The sequence below is a fragment of the Arthrobacter echini genome, from assembly GCF_004803505.1.
GTDB lineage: Bacteria > Actinomycetota > Actinomycetes > Actinomycetales > Micrococcaceae > Arthrobacter_D > Arthrobacter_D echini.
On the sequence record NZ_SSWH01000004.1, the window covers coordinates 1 to 16,823 of the forward strand.

Sequence of the window (16,823 nt, forward strand, 5' to 3'; positions counted from 1 at the left end):
CGCCGCGACAGCCCCCGAAACACCGCTACTCCTCACAGCCCTCCAGCGGCTCAACGCCCTCGCCCCGCCATAGGATCAACGACCGCCGACCACCCCGACACAGAAAGACGAGCAGCTGCACCGTGATGGACGTGGAACCATCACCGATCACCGCCACGGTCAGCGGCAGAAATCGTCACACCCACATGCCAACATCAACACCATCAGGCAGCCAGTAAGCCCCGATCACCGAAAGAACCCCGCCTCATGAAAGATCGAGGCTAAGCCCTACTTCCAGTCGACGAGGACCTGAATCGTTACCGTTCTATAGCGGCCGAACACCCGGTTTCGAAACTTCTGCGAACGGTCCTGATCCAACCGTCCGTGCGGGCGCACGGTGTCTGTTACGACCACGTCGGAGTTATACGCGTTCCAACCTCCGATGCCGGCCGATCGGCAGGTCGACGTCCACGGCGTCGTCGGGTGAAACGGCGCCCCCGCGAACGACGACGCCCATGACGCCTGCTCTACGGATCACGTTGCCTGCGTCATCCCGCGGCAACACAGCCTTGAGGAGTCCGGCTTGGAAGTGGTCGATCTGCCAGCAGGGATTGCGGAGCCCGGTCACCTCGACCAATGCGTCCGGACCAACGCGTAGGAGGGCGCCGACAGGTAGGCCGAGGAGATCGATACCTCGGGTGGTGATGTTCTCACCGAGATCGCCTGGGCTCACCCGGAACCCTCGGTGCGCGAGATCATCGAACAGCTCTGCCTGGATGAGATGTACCTGACGGAGGTTGGGCTGAGAGGGGTCCGCTCTGACCCGGGAGAGATGTTGCACGGTTGCTCCTGCGTGAGCGTCACCCTGCACGCCTGATCCCTCGACGAGCAGGATCGACGCGACGGGTTCCTTGGTGAAGTCGTGAGAGGCGCTCATGCTGACTGACATGACCGATCCGCGTATCGCCGCCGTCATCGAGTCGTAGTCAAGGGCGGGCAGCGTTCCGGACGAGCTCTGCGATGAGTGCAGGCTGTTCGAGGCCAGGCAGGTGTGCCACCGCGGGCAGGACCCGTCCTGGTTCCTGGCCTATCCGGCGCGCGGTCTCTTCGTAGAACGGTATGTCGCAGGGCAGATCCAGCTCACCCCAGGTACACAGGACGGGCACGCTCACCTCGTCGAGTCGGGTCCATGCATCAACGCCGGCATCCCCGGCGGAGTCGGGAGCTCCGACCGCAAGAATTCTTCGATTCATCTCCACGAAAAGGTCGCGGGCACTACCGGAGACCCGGCCTTCCGGCGCTTCCGGACCGTCCAGCCACAGGTGGGCGAGCGCTCTGATCCTGTCATCGGCTGTCGCCTCGGCGTCGTCTGCACGTGCCAGCAGTGGCGCAGAGGCGTCGTCCGGTTCCCAGTCGAACGCGGTGTCGTCGTCGGTCATGCCGGATACTCCAGCGCCGAGGAGCACCAGGCCGCTGACGCGATCAGGATGCAGCAGTGCTGTATCGATGGCGACTGCACCGCCCATCGAGTTCCCGACGAGGAGAACCTTCTGCAGATCGAGATCATCGAGAATGTGAATCAGGTCGTCGACATGCGTGAATGATGACGACGGTGCGGCGGCCGGGGTGTCGCCGTAGCCTCGTCTGTCGTATGCGAGGAGATCGAGACTCTCACCCCGAAGCGTGTCCGCAACCAAGGTCCAGGACCGCCGATCGGCCACACCAGCGTGCAGGAAGACGATCACAGGTCCCGGCGCTGGCCAGCGGGTCACGGCGAGCTGGGCTTGGTCCGGGGCTGTCACCATGAGCTGCTGAGCATCCATGAGTCCGAACCTACGTCAAAGCTGGTGCCGCCGACAGGGCTTGCTCGTCCCAGTTCCGCACCCGCAGATGGATTCTGGCGGTCGCTGCGGTACGACTTGCGTCAGCCAGCGACAATTTCCACTTTTCTATCGACGATCATTGCGACGACGTCGTCAAGAGTTCCCTAGCACTTCTCCAGTTCAGGCAGGTGGTAGAAGCTACCTGTCGTCTCGGGACCGGTGATTGATGTCCTCCGGCGCATGCAGAATTGTCCACTTGCGTCGACCGATCGCGATGCCAAGCTCAAGGTGCGTGCTCTTGCCGCCTCGAAGCAGGACGACGACGTGCTGTTGGGCCTCGCGGCGAGACGAGTTACGCGCGGGCTATGAGCCATTCGATCTGCGCGCCGGTGAATGCCCGGTCCGCATAGATCCTTCGGCAGACATCGGCTGCGACAGCGTCCCTCGCCGGTCCTTCCCAGCGCAGCGTCAGGCCCGCGCGCTCCGCGACAGCAGACGAGGCCGGGTTGTTGGAGAGCACGCGAGCCATGACCGGCGCGGTGGGATCCGCCGTCGCCGCCGCCGATAGCGCCGCCGCGGCCAGCTCCGTAGCAAAGCCATGGCCCCAAGTGGCCGGCGTCAGACGGTAGCCGAGGTTCCAGAGCCCTGAGCCGGTCAGGGTCACTCCGCCGATCCCGATGAATGCTCCCGGCGGCAGGCCACCCGGACCTCCGGCCTCTCCCACCCTGACGGCCCATGGTCCAGCCCCCGATTCGTCCCAACTTCTCTGCCCGGCGGCGATCAAGGCTTCGGATTGTTCTTGGCGTCGGTGGCGGCCGGAAGGTAGATGCGCCCAGGTCCTCGGGTCGCTGAAGATCTCGAACACGTTGGCGAGGTCACCCGGTGAGAGTGGCGTCAGGGCGAGTCGCGTGGTGGTGACGGAGGTGATCGGGTCCATCACCCCATTCTGCAACCGGCACCGCCGACTCGCTCACGTGCATACGCTGAGCCCTCAGCGTGCTGCGGCGTCGCATACTTCCTGGTCGCGCCGCTCCGGCCGTGGACGAGCCTCTTCGTCACTGCTGCACAGTGGGGCCGCTGTGACACGCGGGTCATCGCCCGTCGCTGCCGCCAGCTTCGCTGAGTGTGCGGCCGCCCGGGGCTGGTGCTGCCCCGGGCGGATCCATTACCACCACTGATGCAGGGCAGCTCGATTTGCGGACCCTGTTCTGTACACGGTCGAACGAAATCTCGAGTGCAACATGCACCGAATAGAGCTAGCTTGAGCGCATGGCAAAGGTGATGCGGATTCGAGACGTGCCCGATGACGTGTACGAAGCCCTCGCAGAAGCTGCGCGGACCGAGGGGTTCTCGCTCACCAAGTACATGCTCCGTAAACTCGAACACCTGGCTCGGGTGCCGCAGATCGCGAGGCACAACAGCGCGGTGATTCGTCGCACTCAGGAGAAGGTTCAGGGGCGGGCAGATCGTACGACGATTTTGTCCGTACTCGATGGCGGTCGTGGAGATCGAGAGTCGTGGATGCCGGCGTCGTCGTCGAACTGCTTGCCGGTGGACTCGATCCCGGCCTTCTGGGCGACGAGGAACTCGCGGCGCCCCATCTGATCGACAACGAGGTCATGCATGCGTTGCGCGGTCTTGTCCGACCGAGCATGCTCACCGGGGAGGAGGGCTCCATCGCCATGGAGGGCTTCAGCAGTCTCAGGATCACAAGATTTCCTGGCGACTGGCTCAGATCGCGGATGTGGGCACTGCGCCACAATCTGAGCGGCTATGACGCCACCTACGTCGCGCTGGCCGAAGCAACTGCTGCACCCGTCCTGCTGACGACAGACGTCCGCTTGGCCGAGCGCCCGGCGTCGAACGCAGGATCGAGCTGTTGGCCTGACACCCAGGCACTGCTGCCAGGACGCGACTCCCGAGATCTGCTACGCGGAGATGCTGCGTATTCCACGTCAGGGCCTTGTAGAACCGACGTCGAGAACTCGACGGCCGGCGTGTCGGACCGACGGTGGTCGTAGGGATTTCCGAACATAGTCCGAGGTTGCACTCGTCTTGCGGCTGTCGCGTGACGAATACCATATGTGCGGCGCAGGCGATTTTCTTCACATCGCTCGCAGCGTCCGTGACTTCGATCCGATCCGTCGAGACGTCGGATGGGTCGAGGTCAGCACACCAATACACCGTCCATCTCTGGAGAACATCGTGAAAACTGCAAAGCACGCTTTGTCCGCCGTCGTCCTCGCCGCTCTGGTCATGGGGTCCACCGCCTGCACCCCGGAGGAAACCAACACCACCGATCCGCCCGAGGGCGTGATGCCGAGCTCGGCCGCGGCAGCGCCCATGACGTCAGCTCCGGCCATGCCGACGACCGAGGGTCCCTCCGCAAGTGAGGCCCCCGCATCATCCGACGCCGCCCCAGCCGAGGAGGCGATCATCACGATTGCGGATTTCGAGTATCAGATGCCCGAATCCATCGCCCCCGGCGCCGAAGTGACCGTCACCAACGAGGACGATGCGCCCCATACAGTCACCGCTGACGGTGAAGGCGACTTCGACGTCGAGGTGGGTGCAGGAGAGACCGTGACCTTCACCGCCCCCGATGAGCCCGGCGACTACGCCGTGGTGTGCACGTACCACCCCCAGATGTCCGGGACGCTGGTCATCGGGTGATGTCGACGAGAGCTCCTGACGGTATCGGCGGTGGAACCGTGTTCCGCATCCAGGGCGTGATCGCCATCCTCTCGGCACTGTACGTCCTCGTCAGAGGTAGCAGCAGAGCCTTCCTGATGGCGGGACTGGTGGCGTTCGCATCCCTCGCGGCGGTGCTGGCTTACCGGTACCTGCAGATTCCGTCGATCGGTCCGATCCCATCCATGTACGAGCCCGTCTGGTACACCACGAAGGTCATCACCGCCGTCGTCGAAGGACTCGCCCTGATCCTCGCCGTCGTCGCCTACCGGCTTCAGCGCGGCACCTCCGCGAGCTGAGCGCAAACGTTGGTGCGTTCCCTGCAGCGGCGTGTCCTCGTTCGCTATGGTGGCGGGATCGACGAGCCGGATTCAGTTCCGGGGTACGGGGGAGCACATGCAACGTGTGGAGCCAGGGATCGATCGGCCGAGGATTTTCGGCGTAGCGCGGGTGCTCAGTTTCATCCACATCGTCGGCGCGACCCTGGTAACCCTGGTCATCATCGTCTCCGTGGTACTCCTGGACCGACCGCAGCAGATCGAGCTTCCTGTGGTGTCCTTCTGGCCGCAGATCCCCGAGCAGATCACCGTCTCCGAAGGGCCCACAGCTGAAGTGGTCGAGGGCGGATTCACACATGCAGAGGTGCTCGTCTCCGGCCTCGGCAACGGCGTGAAGTTCTGGCTCGCGGTGGGCCATCTGACCCGGGGAACGACTGCCGTCCTCATCGGTCTTGCCGTCCTTCACCTGGCGTCATCCCCCGATCGCACAGGAGTATTCCGGCCGGCCGTCAGTCGCGCGGTGACGGTCGCCGGTGTCGCGATCATGGTAGGCGGCATCGTGTGGCAGGTGGCATTCTCGATAGCGGGATCGATCGCGTCCCAGGAAACTCTCCGCTACACCAGTTGGAGAAGCGAGGGTGAGGTACCTCCGACGGTGACCGAGTCCTTCCCGCCGAGTCCGCTGGGTATTGCGCCGACGCCGGACATCACGGTCGAGTTCTGGCCTGTCTTCGTGGGTGTGGCGGTTCTCGCTGTTGCCGCCACGCTTCGGTATGGCGAGAAGGGCCAGTCACCAGGTGCGGTACTGAATGCCGCCGGACGCTAATAGATCACTCGCGTCGCTGCGCCGTCCCGGAACCGGGGACGTCACCCGGCTGGCCGATGAAGAACCAGAAAAAGGGACCAAGAAGCGGGAAGGCGAGAATGATCAGCACCCACACTGCTCGAGCCGTGCCGGACAGCCGCTGGGAGCGGGCTATTCCTACGAGGGCGACGACGAAGAGAATGAGCGCCCCGATGGCCAGGACAAGACCGAAGATCATGACTCCGCTGGTCAGCCTCATGACCTTTCCCCTTCGCTGCGGTCCGCTTCATCGGCCGGACGTCCTGATCGCAGACTGTACATCAGGGAAATGGCCGACTGCTTGAAGGCTGATGGTTACTGCGGGGTTCGTCCGGAACGGATACCACGGCCCTCCGGGGTGAAGGTGCCGGGTATCCGATCGACGCTCAGTCCTGCGGGGGAGTGACGAGACCGAAGAGGTTGCCGAAGGGATCGCGGACCTGGAGCAGGCGCTCACCACTGAAGATCGTCTTGGGTCCCCGATGTGCAGTAGCGCCGAGCTTCTCGCAGTACGCGAGCGCGGCGTCGACGTCGTCGATCCCGAAGTAGGCGACGGTTCCGGCGGTGTCCGCGGCCTGGACGTTGTATTCGTCCTCCGAGTGGACCGTGAGGCGAACGCCGTCGAGCTGCCACACGGCGAGCTGCTTCTCGCGTTGCTCCGGCGGGCGGCCCACGAATCGTTCGTACCAGTCCACAGCGTCGTCGAACTGCCGCACGAACAGGAAGACATTGCCCACCGAGCCAAGACCTACACCCTGCTGATCCGTCACTGTCCCGCGCCTTTCACTCGTGACCCTGGGGTCATGTAGCGGAATCTTCGCCCCGAAGGAGTGCTGGTCGTACAGCCGTTCTGCACGTCCTTGAAGCACTGCCGCACCGCGGAGCGCATCATCAGCCGATGACGCGCTGCAGGAAAGCGAGTGTGTCGTCCAGGGCGTCGTCGCGGTAACCCTTCGCATGCCGACTGCCCGCGATGGTCCGCGCCGTGGCCTCGCCCCCGTGCTTCGCGAGTTCGGACTGCAGGGCGAGGATCCCATTGACCGGGACGAACTCGCGCAGCGAATTGATCAGCAGCATGGGGCCGGCGCCTTCTTCCACCCGCCTCAGCGGCGACGCCGCGCGGGCTGCATCCGGGTCGTCACCGAGGTAGTTGAGCAGGAACCACTTGTAGAACGGCTCGTCCTCGCCCGACTGGTCGATCTCGGACGACGACGTATCGTTCCCGGAAATGCCCTCGCTCTTGCGGGCGACGACGTCCGGGTGCTCCGCCAACCACGTGTCGATCTCGATGATCCCCGACCACGAGACCGCCGGTAGTGCCCTGCGCAGGCCCATCTCGATGGCGAGATTGCCTCCGGCTGAGGAGCCGAAGACGGCGAGGCGATCGCCGTCGATCGCGACATCGGATCCGAGATTACGCGCGATCACCCAGTCGATGGCGGCGGAGACGTCCTCAATGGGCGCCGGGAAGCCGGCATCGGGCGCCAGCCGATAGTTCGGTATGACGGTGACGAAACCACTCTCGGCGAAGATGGCGCCGAGGTCGGCGTCCTTGGCTTTGTCGCCCTGGAAGAAACCACCACCGTGGAGGTCGACGACACAGCCGCCGTTGGGCGATTCCGGGAGGTAGACGTCAAGTGGGAGCTGATGCTCGGCACTGTAGACGAGGTCGGTTCGGGGTGTCGTCATGGGGTTCTCCGATCGCAGGACCGCGGATGCCCGGCCGACGTTACTCCGCGACGAGTCGGAGAACAATATCGGGCCGGGTCACCTCAGACGGGCTGAGCACATGCCGGACGGGCGAAGGAGGCGGCCAGCGCTACGCTCTCCTCGACGAATCTGCCGAGCCATTGGACGGGACCGAGGTCGGGCTGCGACGAGGCCATGGTCACGGAGGCCCGGGAGCACTGGGAGATATTCACCGAAGCCCGGGTTACGTGATAGGTGGACGTCACGACGATCACGGTGTCCCAGCCCTGCTCGCGAGCAAGGGCGGCGATCGCGCGCGCCTCACCCCGGGTGGTGAGTGGGTCGGGGCTGAAGCAGGTCACCTCAGGGGAAGCGACCCTGCAGACTTCGTCGGTAGCGGCATTCCCGGGCAGGCCGGTGGACGAGAGCGCGAGCTCACGGGCGATGCCGCGGTCGATGAGTTCCTCCGCGACCGGCAGGCGTTCACTCGCGGCTCCCGCGAGAACGACGACGGCATCGGCCGAGCCGAGCGGAGGGTCGGGCGGGCTGTGGAAGAGCTGGAAGGCAAGAACGAGCCAGCCGATACATGCACTCAGGGCGATACCGAGCGCCAGACGCCGAGCGCTGCGCCTGGCGCTCGGCCTCGGTTCCTCGGGTACGACGACGGGATCGGGTGTCACAGGGCGAGCCTAGACCGGGTACCAGATTTTGGGGCTGTCCCTCTTGACGGGCTAGAATGGTTCGTCGGTCATATGTTCTACAGGAGTCACCATTAGAAGCGATCTCAGTTCGCCTCTGACATTCAATGTCAGGGACCTCGGACGCAGTCCGGGAAGTATGCGGACAATCGAGGAACATGTACCGGCACCCAAGGACTTCGGAGTGGCACTGGTCGGTGTTCAGGAGGGTTCCGACATGGAACTGGACCTGCGCTTCGAATCGGTCCACGAAGGCATCCTGGTGTCGGGGACAGCCCACCTCGAGGTTACCGGTGAGTGCGGGCGGTGCCTGGAGCCGCTGCACTTCGAGCGTGATGTGGACCTCCAGGAACTCTTCTTCTACAGCGACTCCGAGTCGCTGCCGGTGGAAGACGACGAGGAGCAGTACACGGTGGAGGACGATGCCATCGACCTGGAACCCGTCCTGCGGGATGCGGTAGTGACATCGCTGCCGTTCCAGCCGGTGTGCCGGGAGGATTGCAAGGGCCTGTGCTCCGAGTGCGGAGAACAGCTCAACGATGATCCCGATCACCATCATGAAGTTCTAGATCCTCGCTGGTCAGCCCTCGCCGGGTTGACGGGCACCGCCGCTGAGAACGACGCGGCGAACAAGTCAGAGTCAGACGAGAGAGAAGAGAGTTAGCCGTGGCTGTCCCGAAGCGGAAAATGTCCCGCGCGAATACCCGCGCACGCCGGTCCCAGTGGAAGGCAACAGCGCCGAAACTGGTCAAGACCCTCGAGAACGGCCGCGTCACCTACAGCCTCGCGCACCAGGCGAAGGTCGTCACCGACTCGGCGGGAACGCCCCTGTTCCTCGAGTACAAGGGCCGTAAGGTAGCCGACGTCTGATTCGGACCACCCGCACTGCGGCTGCGCTCTGCAGCTGAGGGTACTCGTCGGATGCAGCGTCAGCTGATGTGATCGTGAAGAATCCCGAAGAACTCTTGAAGCGTCTCGGAGTCGACATCGACTCCGAGACGCTTCGTCTTGCCCTCACACACCGGTCGTACGCCTACGAGAAAGGGGGCATCCCCACCAACGAGCGCCTGGAGTTCCTCGGCGACTCGGTCCTCGGCCTGGCCGTGACGGATGCCCTCTACCGTGACAATCCGGCGCTCTCGGAGGGGGAGCTCGCCAAGCGGCGCTCCGCCGTCGTCAGCACGAAGGCGCTGGCCGGCGTTGCGCGCACGCTGGACCTCGGGAGTCATGTCCTGCTCGGGCAGGGGGAGAAGCTCACCAACGGACGCGACAAGGCATCGATTCTCGCCGACACGATGGAGGCCGTGATCGGAGCGGCGTACCTGAGTCACGGCGTCGAGACTGCGCGTGCCATGGTGATGCGACTCATCAGCCCGCTGCTGCGTGATGCAGCCGTGTTGGGCGAGGGGACCGACTGGAAGACCCGGATCCAGGAGGCTGCGGCAGCACGCCGGTTGGGACTGATCGACTACCGCGTCGAGGGCGCCGGTCCCGACCATGCCCGGACCTTCACGGCACGCCTGCTGATCGGCGCCGTGGAGTACGGCTCCGGGAGCGGCCCCTCGAAGAAGGACGCCGAGCAGGCTGCCGCGGCGCAGTCCTGGAAGATACTGACCGAGGGCGCCGCCCCGGCTCCCGCCGATCCGCACGTGGTCGGCGACTGAGTGCCGGAGCTTCCCGAGGTGGAGGTGGTGCGGCGAGGGCTCGCCCGCTGGGTGACCGGACGCACCATCGAGTCCGTGCGGGTCCTCGACGCCCGATCGCTGCGACGCCACGTGGCCGGCGTCGAGGACTTCATGGGCACTGTCGCCGGATCCCGCGTGCGGGATGTCGTACGCCGCGGGAAGTTCCTGTGGATGATCCTCGAGGAATCGGGCCACCCGGAGCCCCTGCCCCGGGTGGCCCTCATGGCACACCTGGGAATGAGCGGTCAGCTGCTGATCGAGGAACCCGAGGCACCCCCCGAGAAACACCTCAGGGTCCGGCTGCAGCTCTCCGCGGCCACGGACGAGGACGGCGTGAATCTCCCCACCGAACTGCGCTTCGTGGACCAGCGGATCTTCGGCGGGATGTTCGTCGCCGAGCTGGAGCCGACACCGGACGGTCAGCCGGGTGGGCTCGGCGACGGACTCCTGCCCCTGATTCCCCATCAGGCCGGCCATATTGCCCGTGATCCGCTCGACCCAGCCTTCTCCGGCGAGGATTTCCATGTACGTCTGCGCGCCCGCCGGACCGGCTTCAAGCGTGCGCTCCTGGATCAGGGCCTGATCTCCGGGATCGGGAACATCTACGCCGACGAGGCCCTCTGGGCAGCACGAATGCACTATGCGCGTCCCACCGACACCATGCGGCGCCCGGACACCGAGCGTATCCTCGACGCTGTCACCTCGGTCATGTCCCGAGCCCTGGCCGCCGGCGGAACGAGCTTCGACTCCCTGTATGTCAATGTGAACGGGTCCTCCGGCTACTTCGCCCGCGAGCTCGAGGCCTACGGGCGCGCAGGACAACCGTGCCGTCGATGCGCTGCCGCGGGGCGACACACTCTCCTGAGGCGCGAGTCCTTCATGGGCAGATCCTCCTTCCTGTGCCCGTGGTGCCAGCCGAGGCCACGGAACGCGCGCCTCTGATCTCTCCGAAGCCGTCAGAAGCAGTGCGGGGGAGGGATGAGGGGGCGATATCAACAGCTTCGTGACCTTAACGTGACAATCGGCTTTCCACCCAGTACCGTTTATCTCGCGCTCGATCCACAATGGATGAGAGCCCGTCCTCATTCTGCTCAACCCTGTCGATGAGGAACGGACCGTTCGCTCTACACATTCGACAGGGGCGGGGGAACCATCAGATGGGCTCCTTCAGGAGTCCTAGGGGTAAAGACACGTCATCACCGGCCCTGGCGCTGGTGGATGCACTGCGTGTCCGGATGTCCCATCCGAATCCGACAGCTAACTCCGCAGGCACAGGGAAAGGCATCAACTTGTCCAAGAACATCTCTTCAGCGCGCCACCGTGCAGTTCCGACGCGTGTCAGCCCCTTCGTCACGGCATCGCGTGCCGTCACCATGAGCGCCTCGGTGGCAGGCAAGCCTGCTGCTGTGGTCGCAGCAGCTTCGGGCCTGATGCTCGGTGCAGCACTTCCCGCCAACGCGGCCGGTGAGATCGCTCCGGCATCAGCGACCGGAGGCGTCTACACCGTCACCGAGTGGGACGAGACAGGGACGCGCACCTACACCACCAACCAGTGGAACGCCGACCAGTTGGGTGCACCGGCGCCAGCCACGTACGCCCCCGCAGTCGCGGCACCCGCGTACACGCCCGCACCCGCGTACACGCCCGCACCCGCGGCCACCTACACCCAGGCTCCTGTCGCAGCACCGGTAGCCGCTCCGGCTGCAGCCCCTGCGGCCGCCGCCCAGTCCGGATACAGCCTGCAGACCTCGGCATCGCTCAGTGTCCGCCAGAGCGCACCGGCAACCGGTATCGTCGGAACGGCGATGCAGGGTGAGGGCGCGGGCTACTCCTACGGCGGGACCGCATTCGGTGCCTGGGACTGCTCGGGCTTCGTGCAGTGGGTCTACGCGCAGAACGGCATCAACCTGCCGCGCACCACCTGGAGCCAGTTCGCCGCGCTGACGCCCACCTCGAACCCGCAGCCGGGTGACCTCGTGAGCCAGAACGGTGGCAGCCACGTCGGCATCTACCTCGGCAACGGCCAGATGATCAGCGCACTGAACCCGGGTTCCGGCACGCAGGTCCACTCGGTCAACGCCATGTCGGTGGACGGCTACTACACCCGCTAGACGGTGCAGGTTCCCGGCCCCCACGCTGACGAACCAGTGAGCTACGACGAAGGACGGGATGATCTTCATCCCGTCCTTCGTCGTAGGTAGGAGTTCCTCCGAGCGGCAGGCGCGATCAGGGCCGTCGTGAGGCCGGTGAGCCGAAGGCCCATTCCTCAACGGCGGTAGTACGACTCCAGCCGCCGAAGGCCCTCCTCGATATCCACGGCAGGTGTCCAGTCGAGAACCTCACGGGTGGCACGCTGGTCGAACCAGTGCGCAGTGGAGAGCTGCTCGGCCAGGAAACGGGTCATGGGCGGCTCCTCCGAACGGCCCGCCGCCAGCCATGCCCGTTCGATGACGGCTCCGGCGCCACGCGCGACGAGGCCCGGAACCGACCAGCGAGGTGGTGCGACACCGCCCGCGCGGCAGATGCCCGCGAGCAGTTCGGCGATGGGCCGCGGCTCTCCGTTGGTGACCACGAGGGCCCGTCCCTGTGCCTGGTGCATGCGGCGCAGACAGGCGACGATCGCAACGGCCGCGTTGTCCACGTAGGTGGTGTCGATCAGGGCGGTCCCGCCGTCGAGCAGCGGGAGGCGCCCCTGGCGGGCGCGCTGGATCACGCGCTCCACGAGCTGCGTGTCGCCCGGACCCCAGACGATGTGGGGCCGCACGGCCGCAACGCGGAACCCGGGGGACGACCGGGCGAGGGCGAGGAGTTCGGCCGCGGCTTTCGTGCGGGCGTAGTGACCCCTCGCATGCGTCGGGTCCGCCGGCCCCGCCGGGGCGCCCACGAGGGAGGATCCACTGTGCGCGACGGACGGTGAGGAGACGTACACGACGTCGCCGACGCCTGCCTTTCGTGCCGCATCGAGGAGGCAACGGGTCCCCACGACGTTGATCCGGTCGAAGTCGGCCGCGGTGCCGGTGAACGAGACCTTCGCGGCGAGGTGGACCACGCTCGAACACTCCTGTACTGCCTCCGTGACGGCGGCGGAGTCCTCGATGGACCCGAGGTGGTCACGGGCTCCCCGCACACCGGAGGGGCGGCGCTGGAAGCAGCGCACCTCCTCGCCGTCGGCCAGAAGCTGTTCGGCCACGGCACGTCCGAGCATGCCGCTCGCCCCGGTCACGAGAACGGTCACAGGGGCCCGGACCGCCCGCCTGCGAGGAAGCGAGCGCTCCATCGGGCAACACGGGTACGGTCGATCTTCGCGTTGTGGCGGATGTCCACCGGGAGCCGCGGGACGGCGATCACCGCAGCGAGGTCGATGCCGCGTTCGCGCGCAAGCGCCCGGGCACGTGCGGTCACGGTATCGTCGGCCAGGCGCGCGCGACGACGCTTCGGTGCTGCCCTGCCTCCGCCGTCCACTGCATCACCCGCTGTGTCTTCTTCGATGACGGCGACGACGACCTGCGTACCCATCGGGCCGACGCCGACGACGGCGGCGAGCCGGACGCCATCGAGCCCCTCCAGCGCCTGCTCGAGCCCCACGGGCGTCATGGCGCCATCGGGTGAGCTGATGACATGACCCAGCCTGCCCTCGACCCAGAGCCGTCCGTCGGCATCGAGGTGCCCTACGTCGCCCGTGCGGTGCCACGGCGGAATGCCGGCGGAGAGTTGCTCCGTCCTCCAGAGGCGGAAATAGCGATCCTTCACGTGCGGGGCGCTGACGAGGATCTCGCCGGTCACACCGGGCTCGACGGTCACGTCCTGCGACGGGGCGCCGACGTCGTCCAGCGCGGCGATGCCCACGCGAGCCCCGTGCACCGGACGCCCCACGCACACACCGTTGCCAGCGCCCTCCGTGCCCGTGCCGACCGCGGTCATGGCCTCCCGGATGCCCTGCAGATCGATGTCGGCGACCAGAAGGGACTCCGTCATCCCGTAGGGCGTGTGCAGGTCGGCGGCTGGAACGAGGTCCTGCACGGCTTCGAGAAGGGGCACGGGAATCGGTGCACCGGCCGAGAGGAGCAGCGTGATCCGGGCCAGCGCAGTCCTGCCCGACGGCGTGAGCTCGCCGCGTGTGGCGAGGACATTCCGCAGCGCGGCGGGAGAGGCGAACACGACGGTGGCCTCGATGGCCTCGGCCGCCTCCGCCAGTGCCTGGGCGGTGAGGGTCCGTGGAGCAGTGACGTCCATGGCGGGCGTGACCGAAGTGGCGCCCAGTGCAGGCCCCAGCAGCGCGAACGGAGCGAAGCCCGCCACGAGTGCCGTCCCCGGGCCGAGGCCGAGCGTTCGCTCCACGGCGTCCCGCATGGCGGCGAGCTGCCGATGGGTGTAGACAACTCCCTTCGCAGGACCTGTGGAGCCGGACGTGAAAAGGATCGCCGCATCGGCGTCAGGGTCCGCCTCCGGTTCCGGGGGAGCACCTCCGGTAGCAGACAATGCGGTGGATCGCAGATCCTTCAGGGACGCCTCTATCCCGAGCGCCGATCGTTCGGCAGCGGACAGGGGTGCCGCGCTGATCCGGCGCCCGGGCCAGCCGAAGACCCGTGCGGCGACAAGGGCTCGCTCTATGCCGATGACCACATCGGGTGCCGCCCCCCGGACGGCGCGGCTCAGACCGCGCGCCCCGAGGCCTGCATCCGCCACGACGATGACGGCGCCGACACGCAGGCACGCGTAGATCAGTACCGTGAGGTCCACGCCCGGCGGCACGAGCAGGCTCACCCGGCTGCCGTGCCCGATTCCGCGGGCCAGGAGACCGTGGCTGACACGCTCGATGTCGTCCTGCAGTTCGCGCCAGGACAGCGTTCTCGGAACTCCGGCGGCGGTCATCTCCGCTACGGCGGTGCTGCCGCTGTCCGGTCCGACCGCGAGCTCACCGACGCGCTGTCCGAGCGGTGCGTATGCCGTGTGTCCGGAGCGTTCGAGTGCTCCTGCGGGGACCGGGTCGAGTCCCACACCGCGGGCCTCGAGCCACTGCAGGGCCGTGGACGCGGTATCGGCGTCCTCCTGCACCAGATGTCCGGCGCCTTCGAAGCGATGGATGTCCGCGTGGGGGAGACGCCGGGCCAGATCCTCGAGATAGGGGTCGGAGAAAATGGGATCCTGCGGTCCCCACATCATCAGCACGGGAACCGTGATGCTGCGGATACCCTCTGCCGCTGCTGTGAGCGCGGCGTAACTGGGGTGCGTGGGCCCTACCGGGATGTCGGCCACGAAGTTCGCGATGCCCTGGCGGGCCTTCGCGTCACGATAGGGAGCCCTGAAGGCACGGCGCACCTGACGGTCCAGGCGCGGCCGTGCCAGCGCGAGGGTCACGTCGAGGAACGCGCTGGTGGTCCGTGTGCCGAGCCGGTGGACGCCCCTGGCCAGTGCGAGCCGGAGTGGGGCAGGGATGGGGCGTGCGGGATCCTGGTGGATGGCCGTGTTCGTGAGGATCACACCCGCCAGCCCTGCGCGGTTCCGGTCGGCGTAGCCGAGACTCACCACACCGCCCCAGTCATGTCCCACGGTGACCACAGGGCCCGTGAGGCCCACGGCGGCGACGAAGTCCTCGAGATCGGTGATGCGGTCCGCGAGCCGCCGGAACACGCCGGTCCTGGCGGAGTACCCCATGTCGAGCTGATCCACGGCGATCACCCGCCACCCGGCTGCAAGCCCTGCCGCGAGGTATGTGCGCCAGAGGAAGGAGAAGGTGGGGTTGCCGTGCACGCACAGGAGCGTTCCCTTGACCGTCCTGCCGTCGTGGTCCGCCCGATTGTCGAGGTAGTGCCAGCGGTGGGTGGTGCCGGGGGTGTCGGCCGAGCTGGTGGAGGGTACGTCCGCGAACGTCGACCACGAGGGGTCGACGCCAGGGAGTGCTACCACGCAATCTCCATCATCGACGTATTGAGGCCCGATCCCACGCCGAGGCAGAGCACGCGGTCGCCCGGGTTCAGCGACTGGGACTCCTGGGCCAGGGTCATGGGCAGTGATGCCGGGCCCACGTTGCCCCAGTGGGGGAAGGTGATGGGAACGCGCTGCCGCTCGAGGTCGACGGCCTTGATGATGGCGTTGGTGTAGGACGTGGAGACCTGGTGGGTGACGTAGCGATCCATCGCGTCCCACTTCCAGCCGTCCTCCTGGGCCTCGTGCCAGGCGGTGACCACCAGATCCAGACCGCCGTCGAGGAGTCCCTTGGTGTCGGTGTACATGCCGTCGATCCCGCCGACGCACAGTTCATGGTGCTGCGTACCGGCGCGGGACACGCCGCCGAGGATCCGGTGCGAGCCGGGGTGGAGGTCGGCCGGCCCGATGACGGCCGCGGCGGCTCCGGAGCCGAGCGTCAGGGTCGCGAACTCGCTGAGGAAGTCCTCCCGCGTCGAATCCTCGTGATTGAGCCGATTGAAGGTGGCCTCCTGCGTCTTCTGCGCGTCCTCACCTGCCACGATCAGCGCGTACTTGATCTGGCCCGAATCGATCATGTTCGCGGCCAGGGTCATCCCGTTGACGAAACCGAGACAGGCATTCGCGAGGTCGAAGTTCATGGCGGAGGTCGGCAGACCCAGGGAGTGGTGGATCTTCACGGCCACGGACGGCTCGAGGTTGCGCCGGGTCACCGACGTGTTGACCAGCAGGCCGACGTCACCGGGCTCGATCCCTGCCTCGGCCATGGCTTTCGCACCGGCCTCGATCGCCGCGTCGTCGAAGTCGGAACCTGGGGACCACCACCGGCGCTCCGTCACCCCCGCCACCCGCTCGAGCAGTCGCTTGGAGAGCCGGAGCCTCTTCAGGCTGGGGGCCAGCCGTTCGTCGAACTCGGTGGAACTGACGACTACCGGCGCCTCCACGCTCGTGACGGCGAGCAGAGCCGTGTTGTCATGTCGGAACGTCGCGTTACCGGTCAAATTTCCTGCCTCGTCAACTGGTCAGCGTCCGTGAAACGCCCCACCGGCGGGTGGGAGCGAACGCCTTCGGATAGTGCTGAAACTTTGGTAAGCCTACTTGGTAGGCGGGGTCGGGTCACGTGGAGCTCTCCCGTACCCGCGACCGAGCGGTCCCGATGCGGTGGTCCTCGGATGCCGTCCAGTAGATTGGGCAAGTCCTACCCCACCTGG

The 16,823-nt window shown here is 66.4% G+C and carries 19 protein-coding genes and 1 riboswitch; of the genes, 9 read left to right on the top strand and 10 right to left on the bottom strand.

The features are described 5' to 3' along the window. Positions 1–400 precede the first annotated feature (400 nt). From E8P82_RS05555 to E8P82_RS05565, 3 genes are all read right to left on the bottom strand, one after another. Positions 401–928, bottom strand: coding sequence for an MOSC domain-containing protein (locus E8P82_RS05555; RefSeq protein WP_425455999.1), 528 nt, complete (start codon positions 926–928; stop codon positions 401–403). A 37-nt stretch (positions 929–965) separates the two neighbouring features. After that, complete coding sequence (locus tag E8P82_RS05560) at positions 966–1,802, bottom strand: alpha/beta fold hydrolase (protein ID WP_136453526.1); 837 nt, start codon at positions 1,800–1,802, stop codon at positions 966–968. A gap of 352 nt (positions 1,803–2,154) precedes the next feature. After that, positions 2,155–2,739 (bottom strand): GNAT family N-acetyltransferase, encoded by a 585-nt coding sequence (locus E8P82_RS05565; protein WP_136453527.1) that lies wholly within the window; start codon positions 2,737–2,739, stop codon positions 2,155–2,157. A 580-nt stretch (positions 2,740–3,319) separates the two neighbouring features. Between E8P82_RS05565 and E8P82_RS05575 the strand changes: the two genes are divergently transcribed. The 4 genes from E8P82_RS05575 to E8P82_RS05590 all read left to right on the top strand — a co-directional run bounded on the left by E8P82_RS05575 (position 3,320) and on the right by E8P82_RS05590 (position 5,597). Then, positions 3,320–3,823, top strand: coding sequence for a type II toxin-antitoxin system VapC family toxin (locus E8P82_RS05575; RefSeq protein ID WP_211096802.1), 504 nt, complete (start codon positions 3,320–3,322; stop codon positions 3,821–3,823). Between the two features lie 184 nt (positions 3,824–4,007). After that, positions 4,008–4,475: a cupredoxin domain-containing protein gene (locus E8P82_RS05580; RefSeq protein ID WP_168796496.1), complete on the top strand. Its 468-nt coding sequence runs from the start codon at positions 4,008–4,010 to the stop codon at positions 4,473–4,475. Then, on the top strand, positions 4,475–4,792 hold the full coding sequence (locus E8P82_RS05585) for a hypothetical protein (RefSeq protein ID WP_136453529.1): 318 nt from the start codon (positions 4,475–4,477) through the stop codon (positions 4,790–4,792). Before E8P82_RS05580 ends, E8P82_RS05585 begins: the two co-directional genes overlap by 1 nt. 151 nt (positions 4,793–4,943) lie before the next feature. Beyond that, on the top strand, positions 4,944–5,597 hold the full coding sequence (locus E8P82_RS05590; RefSeq protein WP_136453530.1) for a hypothetical protein: 654 nt from the start codon (positions 4,944–4,946) through the stop codon (positions 5,595–5,597). Between the two features lie 4 nt (positions 5,598–5,601). Here the strand turns inward: E8P82_RS05590 and E8P82_RS05595 are convergent, their stop codons facing one another. The 4 genes from E8P82_RS05595 to E8P82_RS05610 all read right to left on the bottom strand — a co-directional run bounded on the left by E8P82_RS05595 (position 5,602) and on the right by E8P82_RS05610 (position 7,984). After that, positions 5,602–5,835 carry a PLDc N-terminal domain-containing protein gene (locus E8P82_RS05595; protein WP_211096803.1) on the bottom strand — a complete coding sequence of 78 codons (234 nt, stop codon included), beginning with the start codon at positions 5,833–5,835 and terminating at the stop codon, positions 5,602–5,604. Positions 5,836–6,001: 166 nt separating this feature from the next. Next, on the bottom strand, positions 6,002–6,385 hold the full coding sequence (locus E8P82_RS05600; RefSeq protein WP_136453531.1) for a VOC family protein: 384 nt from the start codon (positions 6,383–6,385) through the stop codon (positions 6,002–6,004). A gap of 121 nt (positions 6,386–6,506) precedes the next feature. Beyond that, complete coding sequence (locus E8P82_RS05605) at positions 6,507–7,304, bottom strand: alpha/beta hydrolase (RefSeq protein ID WP_136453532.1); 798 nt, start codon at positions 7,302–7,304, stop codon at positions 6,507–6,509. Positions 7,305–7,387: 83 nt separating this feature from the next. Further along, the gene (locus tag E8P82_RS05610; protein WP_136453533.1) at positions 7,388–7,984 is read right to left on the bottom strand and encodes a YdcF family protein; all 597 of its coding nucleotides are present in this window, start codon (positions 7,982–7,984) and stop codon (positions 7,388–7,390) included. A 157-nt stretch (positions 7,985–8,141) separates the two neighbouring features. Here E8P82_RS05610 and E8P82_RS05615 point away from each other — a divergent pair, with 157 nt between their 5' ends. The 5 genes from E8P82_RS05615 to E8P82_RS05635 all read left to right on the top strand — a co-directional run bounded on the left by E8P82_RS05615 (position 8,142) and on the right by E8P82_RS05635 (position 11,798). Then, on the top strand, positions 8,142–8,666 hold the full coding sequence (locus E8P82_RS05615) for a YceD family protein (RefSeq protein ID WP_425456000.1): 525 nt from the start codon (positions 8,142–8,144) through the stop codon (positions 8,664–8,666). 2 nt (positions 8,667–8,668) lie between these two features. Continuing rightward, positions 8,669–8,872: a 50S ribosomal protein L32 gene (gene rpmF / locus E8P82_RS05620; protein ID WP_043445822.1), complete on the top strand. Its 204-nt coding sequence runs from the start codon at positions 8,669–8,671 to the stop codon at positions 8,870–8,872. A 74-nt stretch (positions 8,873–8,946) separates the two neighbouring features. Then, positions 8,947–9,666, top strand: a complete 720-nt coding sequence (gene rnc, locus E8P82_RS05625; protein WP_136453535.1) for a ribonuclease III — start codon at positions 8,947–8,949, stop codon at positions 9,664–9,666. Further along, a complete protein-coding gene (mutM, locus tag E8P82_RS05630; RefSeq protein WP_136453536.1) occupies positions 9,667–10,629 on the top strand; it encodes a bifunctional DNA-formamidopyrimidine glycosylase/DNA-(apurinic or apyrimidinic site) lyase in 963 nt (320 codons plus the stop codon). Positions 10,630–10,797: 168 nt separating this feature from the next. Continuing rightward, a riboswitch (cyclic di-AMP (ydaO/yuaA leader) is annotated at positions 10,798–10,973 on the top strand. A gap of 3 nt (positions 10,974–10,976) precedes the next feature. Next, complete coding sequence (locus tag E8P82_RS05635; RefSeq protein WP_246020996.1) at positions 10,977–11,798, top strand: C40 family peptidase; 822 nt, start codon at positions 10,977–10,979, stop codon at positions 11,796–11,798. A 155-nt stretch (positions 11,799–11,953) separates the two neighbouring features. Here the strand turns inward: E8P82_RS05635 and E8P82_RS05640 are convergent, their stop codons facing one another. Genes E8P82_RS05640 through E8P82_RS05650 form a run of 3 tightly spaced genes read right to left on the bottom strand, consistent with a single transcriptional unit; the run spans position 11,954 to position 16,613 of the window. After that, positions 11,954–12,922, bottom strand: a complete 969-nt coding sequence (locus E8P82_RS05640; protein WP_136453537.1) for an NAD-dependent epimerase/dehydratase family protein — start codon at positions 12,920–12,922, stop codon at positions 11,954–11,956. Next, positions 12,919–15,594 (bottom strand): alpha/beta fold hydrolase, encoded by a 2,676-nt coding sequence (locus tag E8P82_RS05645; RefSeq protein WP_136453538.1) that lies wholly within the window; start codon positions 15,592–15,594, stop codon positions 12,919–12,921. Before E8P82_RS05645 ends, E8P82_RS05640 begins: the two co-directional genes overlap by 4 nt. Continuing rightward, on the bottom strand, positions 15,588–16,613 hold the full coding sequence (locus tag E8P82_RS05650) for a 3-oxoacyl-ACP synthase III (protein ID WP_136453539.1): 1,026 nt from the start codon (positions 16,611–16,613) through the stop codon (positions 15,588–15,590). Before E8P82_RS05650 ends, E8P82_RS05645 begins: the two co-directional genes overlap by 7 nt. Positions 16,614–16,823 lie beyond the last annotated feature (210 nt).

Excerpts from the sequence above, each read along its gene's own strand:
- E8P82_RS05555 (WP_425455999.1), bottom strand. The coding sequence starts at position 928 with ATGTCAGTCAGCATGAGCGCCTCTCACGACTTCACCAAGGAACCCGTC.
- E8P82_RS05560 (WP_136453526.1), bottom strand. The coding sequence starts at position 1,802 with ATGGATGCTCAGCAGCTCATGGTGACAGCCCCGGACCAAGCCCAGCTC.
- E8P82_RS05565 (WP_136453527.1), bottom strand. The coding sequence starts at position 2,739 with ATGGACCCGATCACCTCCGTCACCACCACGCGACTCGCCCTGACGCCA.
- E8P82_RS05585 (WP_136453529.1), top strand. The coding sequence starts at position 4,475 with ATGTCGACGAGAGCTCCTGACGGTATCGGCGGTGGAACCGTGTTCCGC.
- E8P82_RS05595 (WP_211096803.1), bottom strand. The coding sequence starts at position 5,835 with ATGAGGCTGACCAGCGGAGTCATGATCTTCGGTCTTGTCCTGGCCATC.
- E8P82_RS05605 (WP_136453532.1), bottom strand. The coding sequence starts at position 7,304 with ATGACGACACCCCGAACCGACCTCGTCTACAGTGCCGAGCATCAGCTC.
- E8P82_RS05615 (WP_425456000.1), top strand. The coding sequence starts at position 8,142 with ATGCGGACAATCGAGGAACATGTACCGGCACCCAAGGACTTCGGAGTG.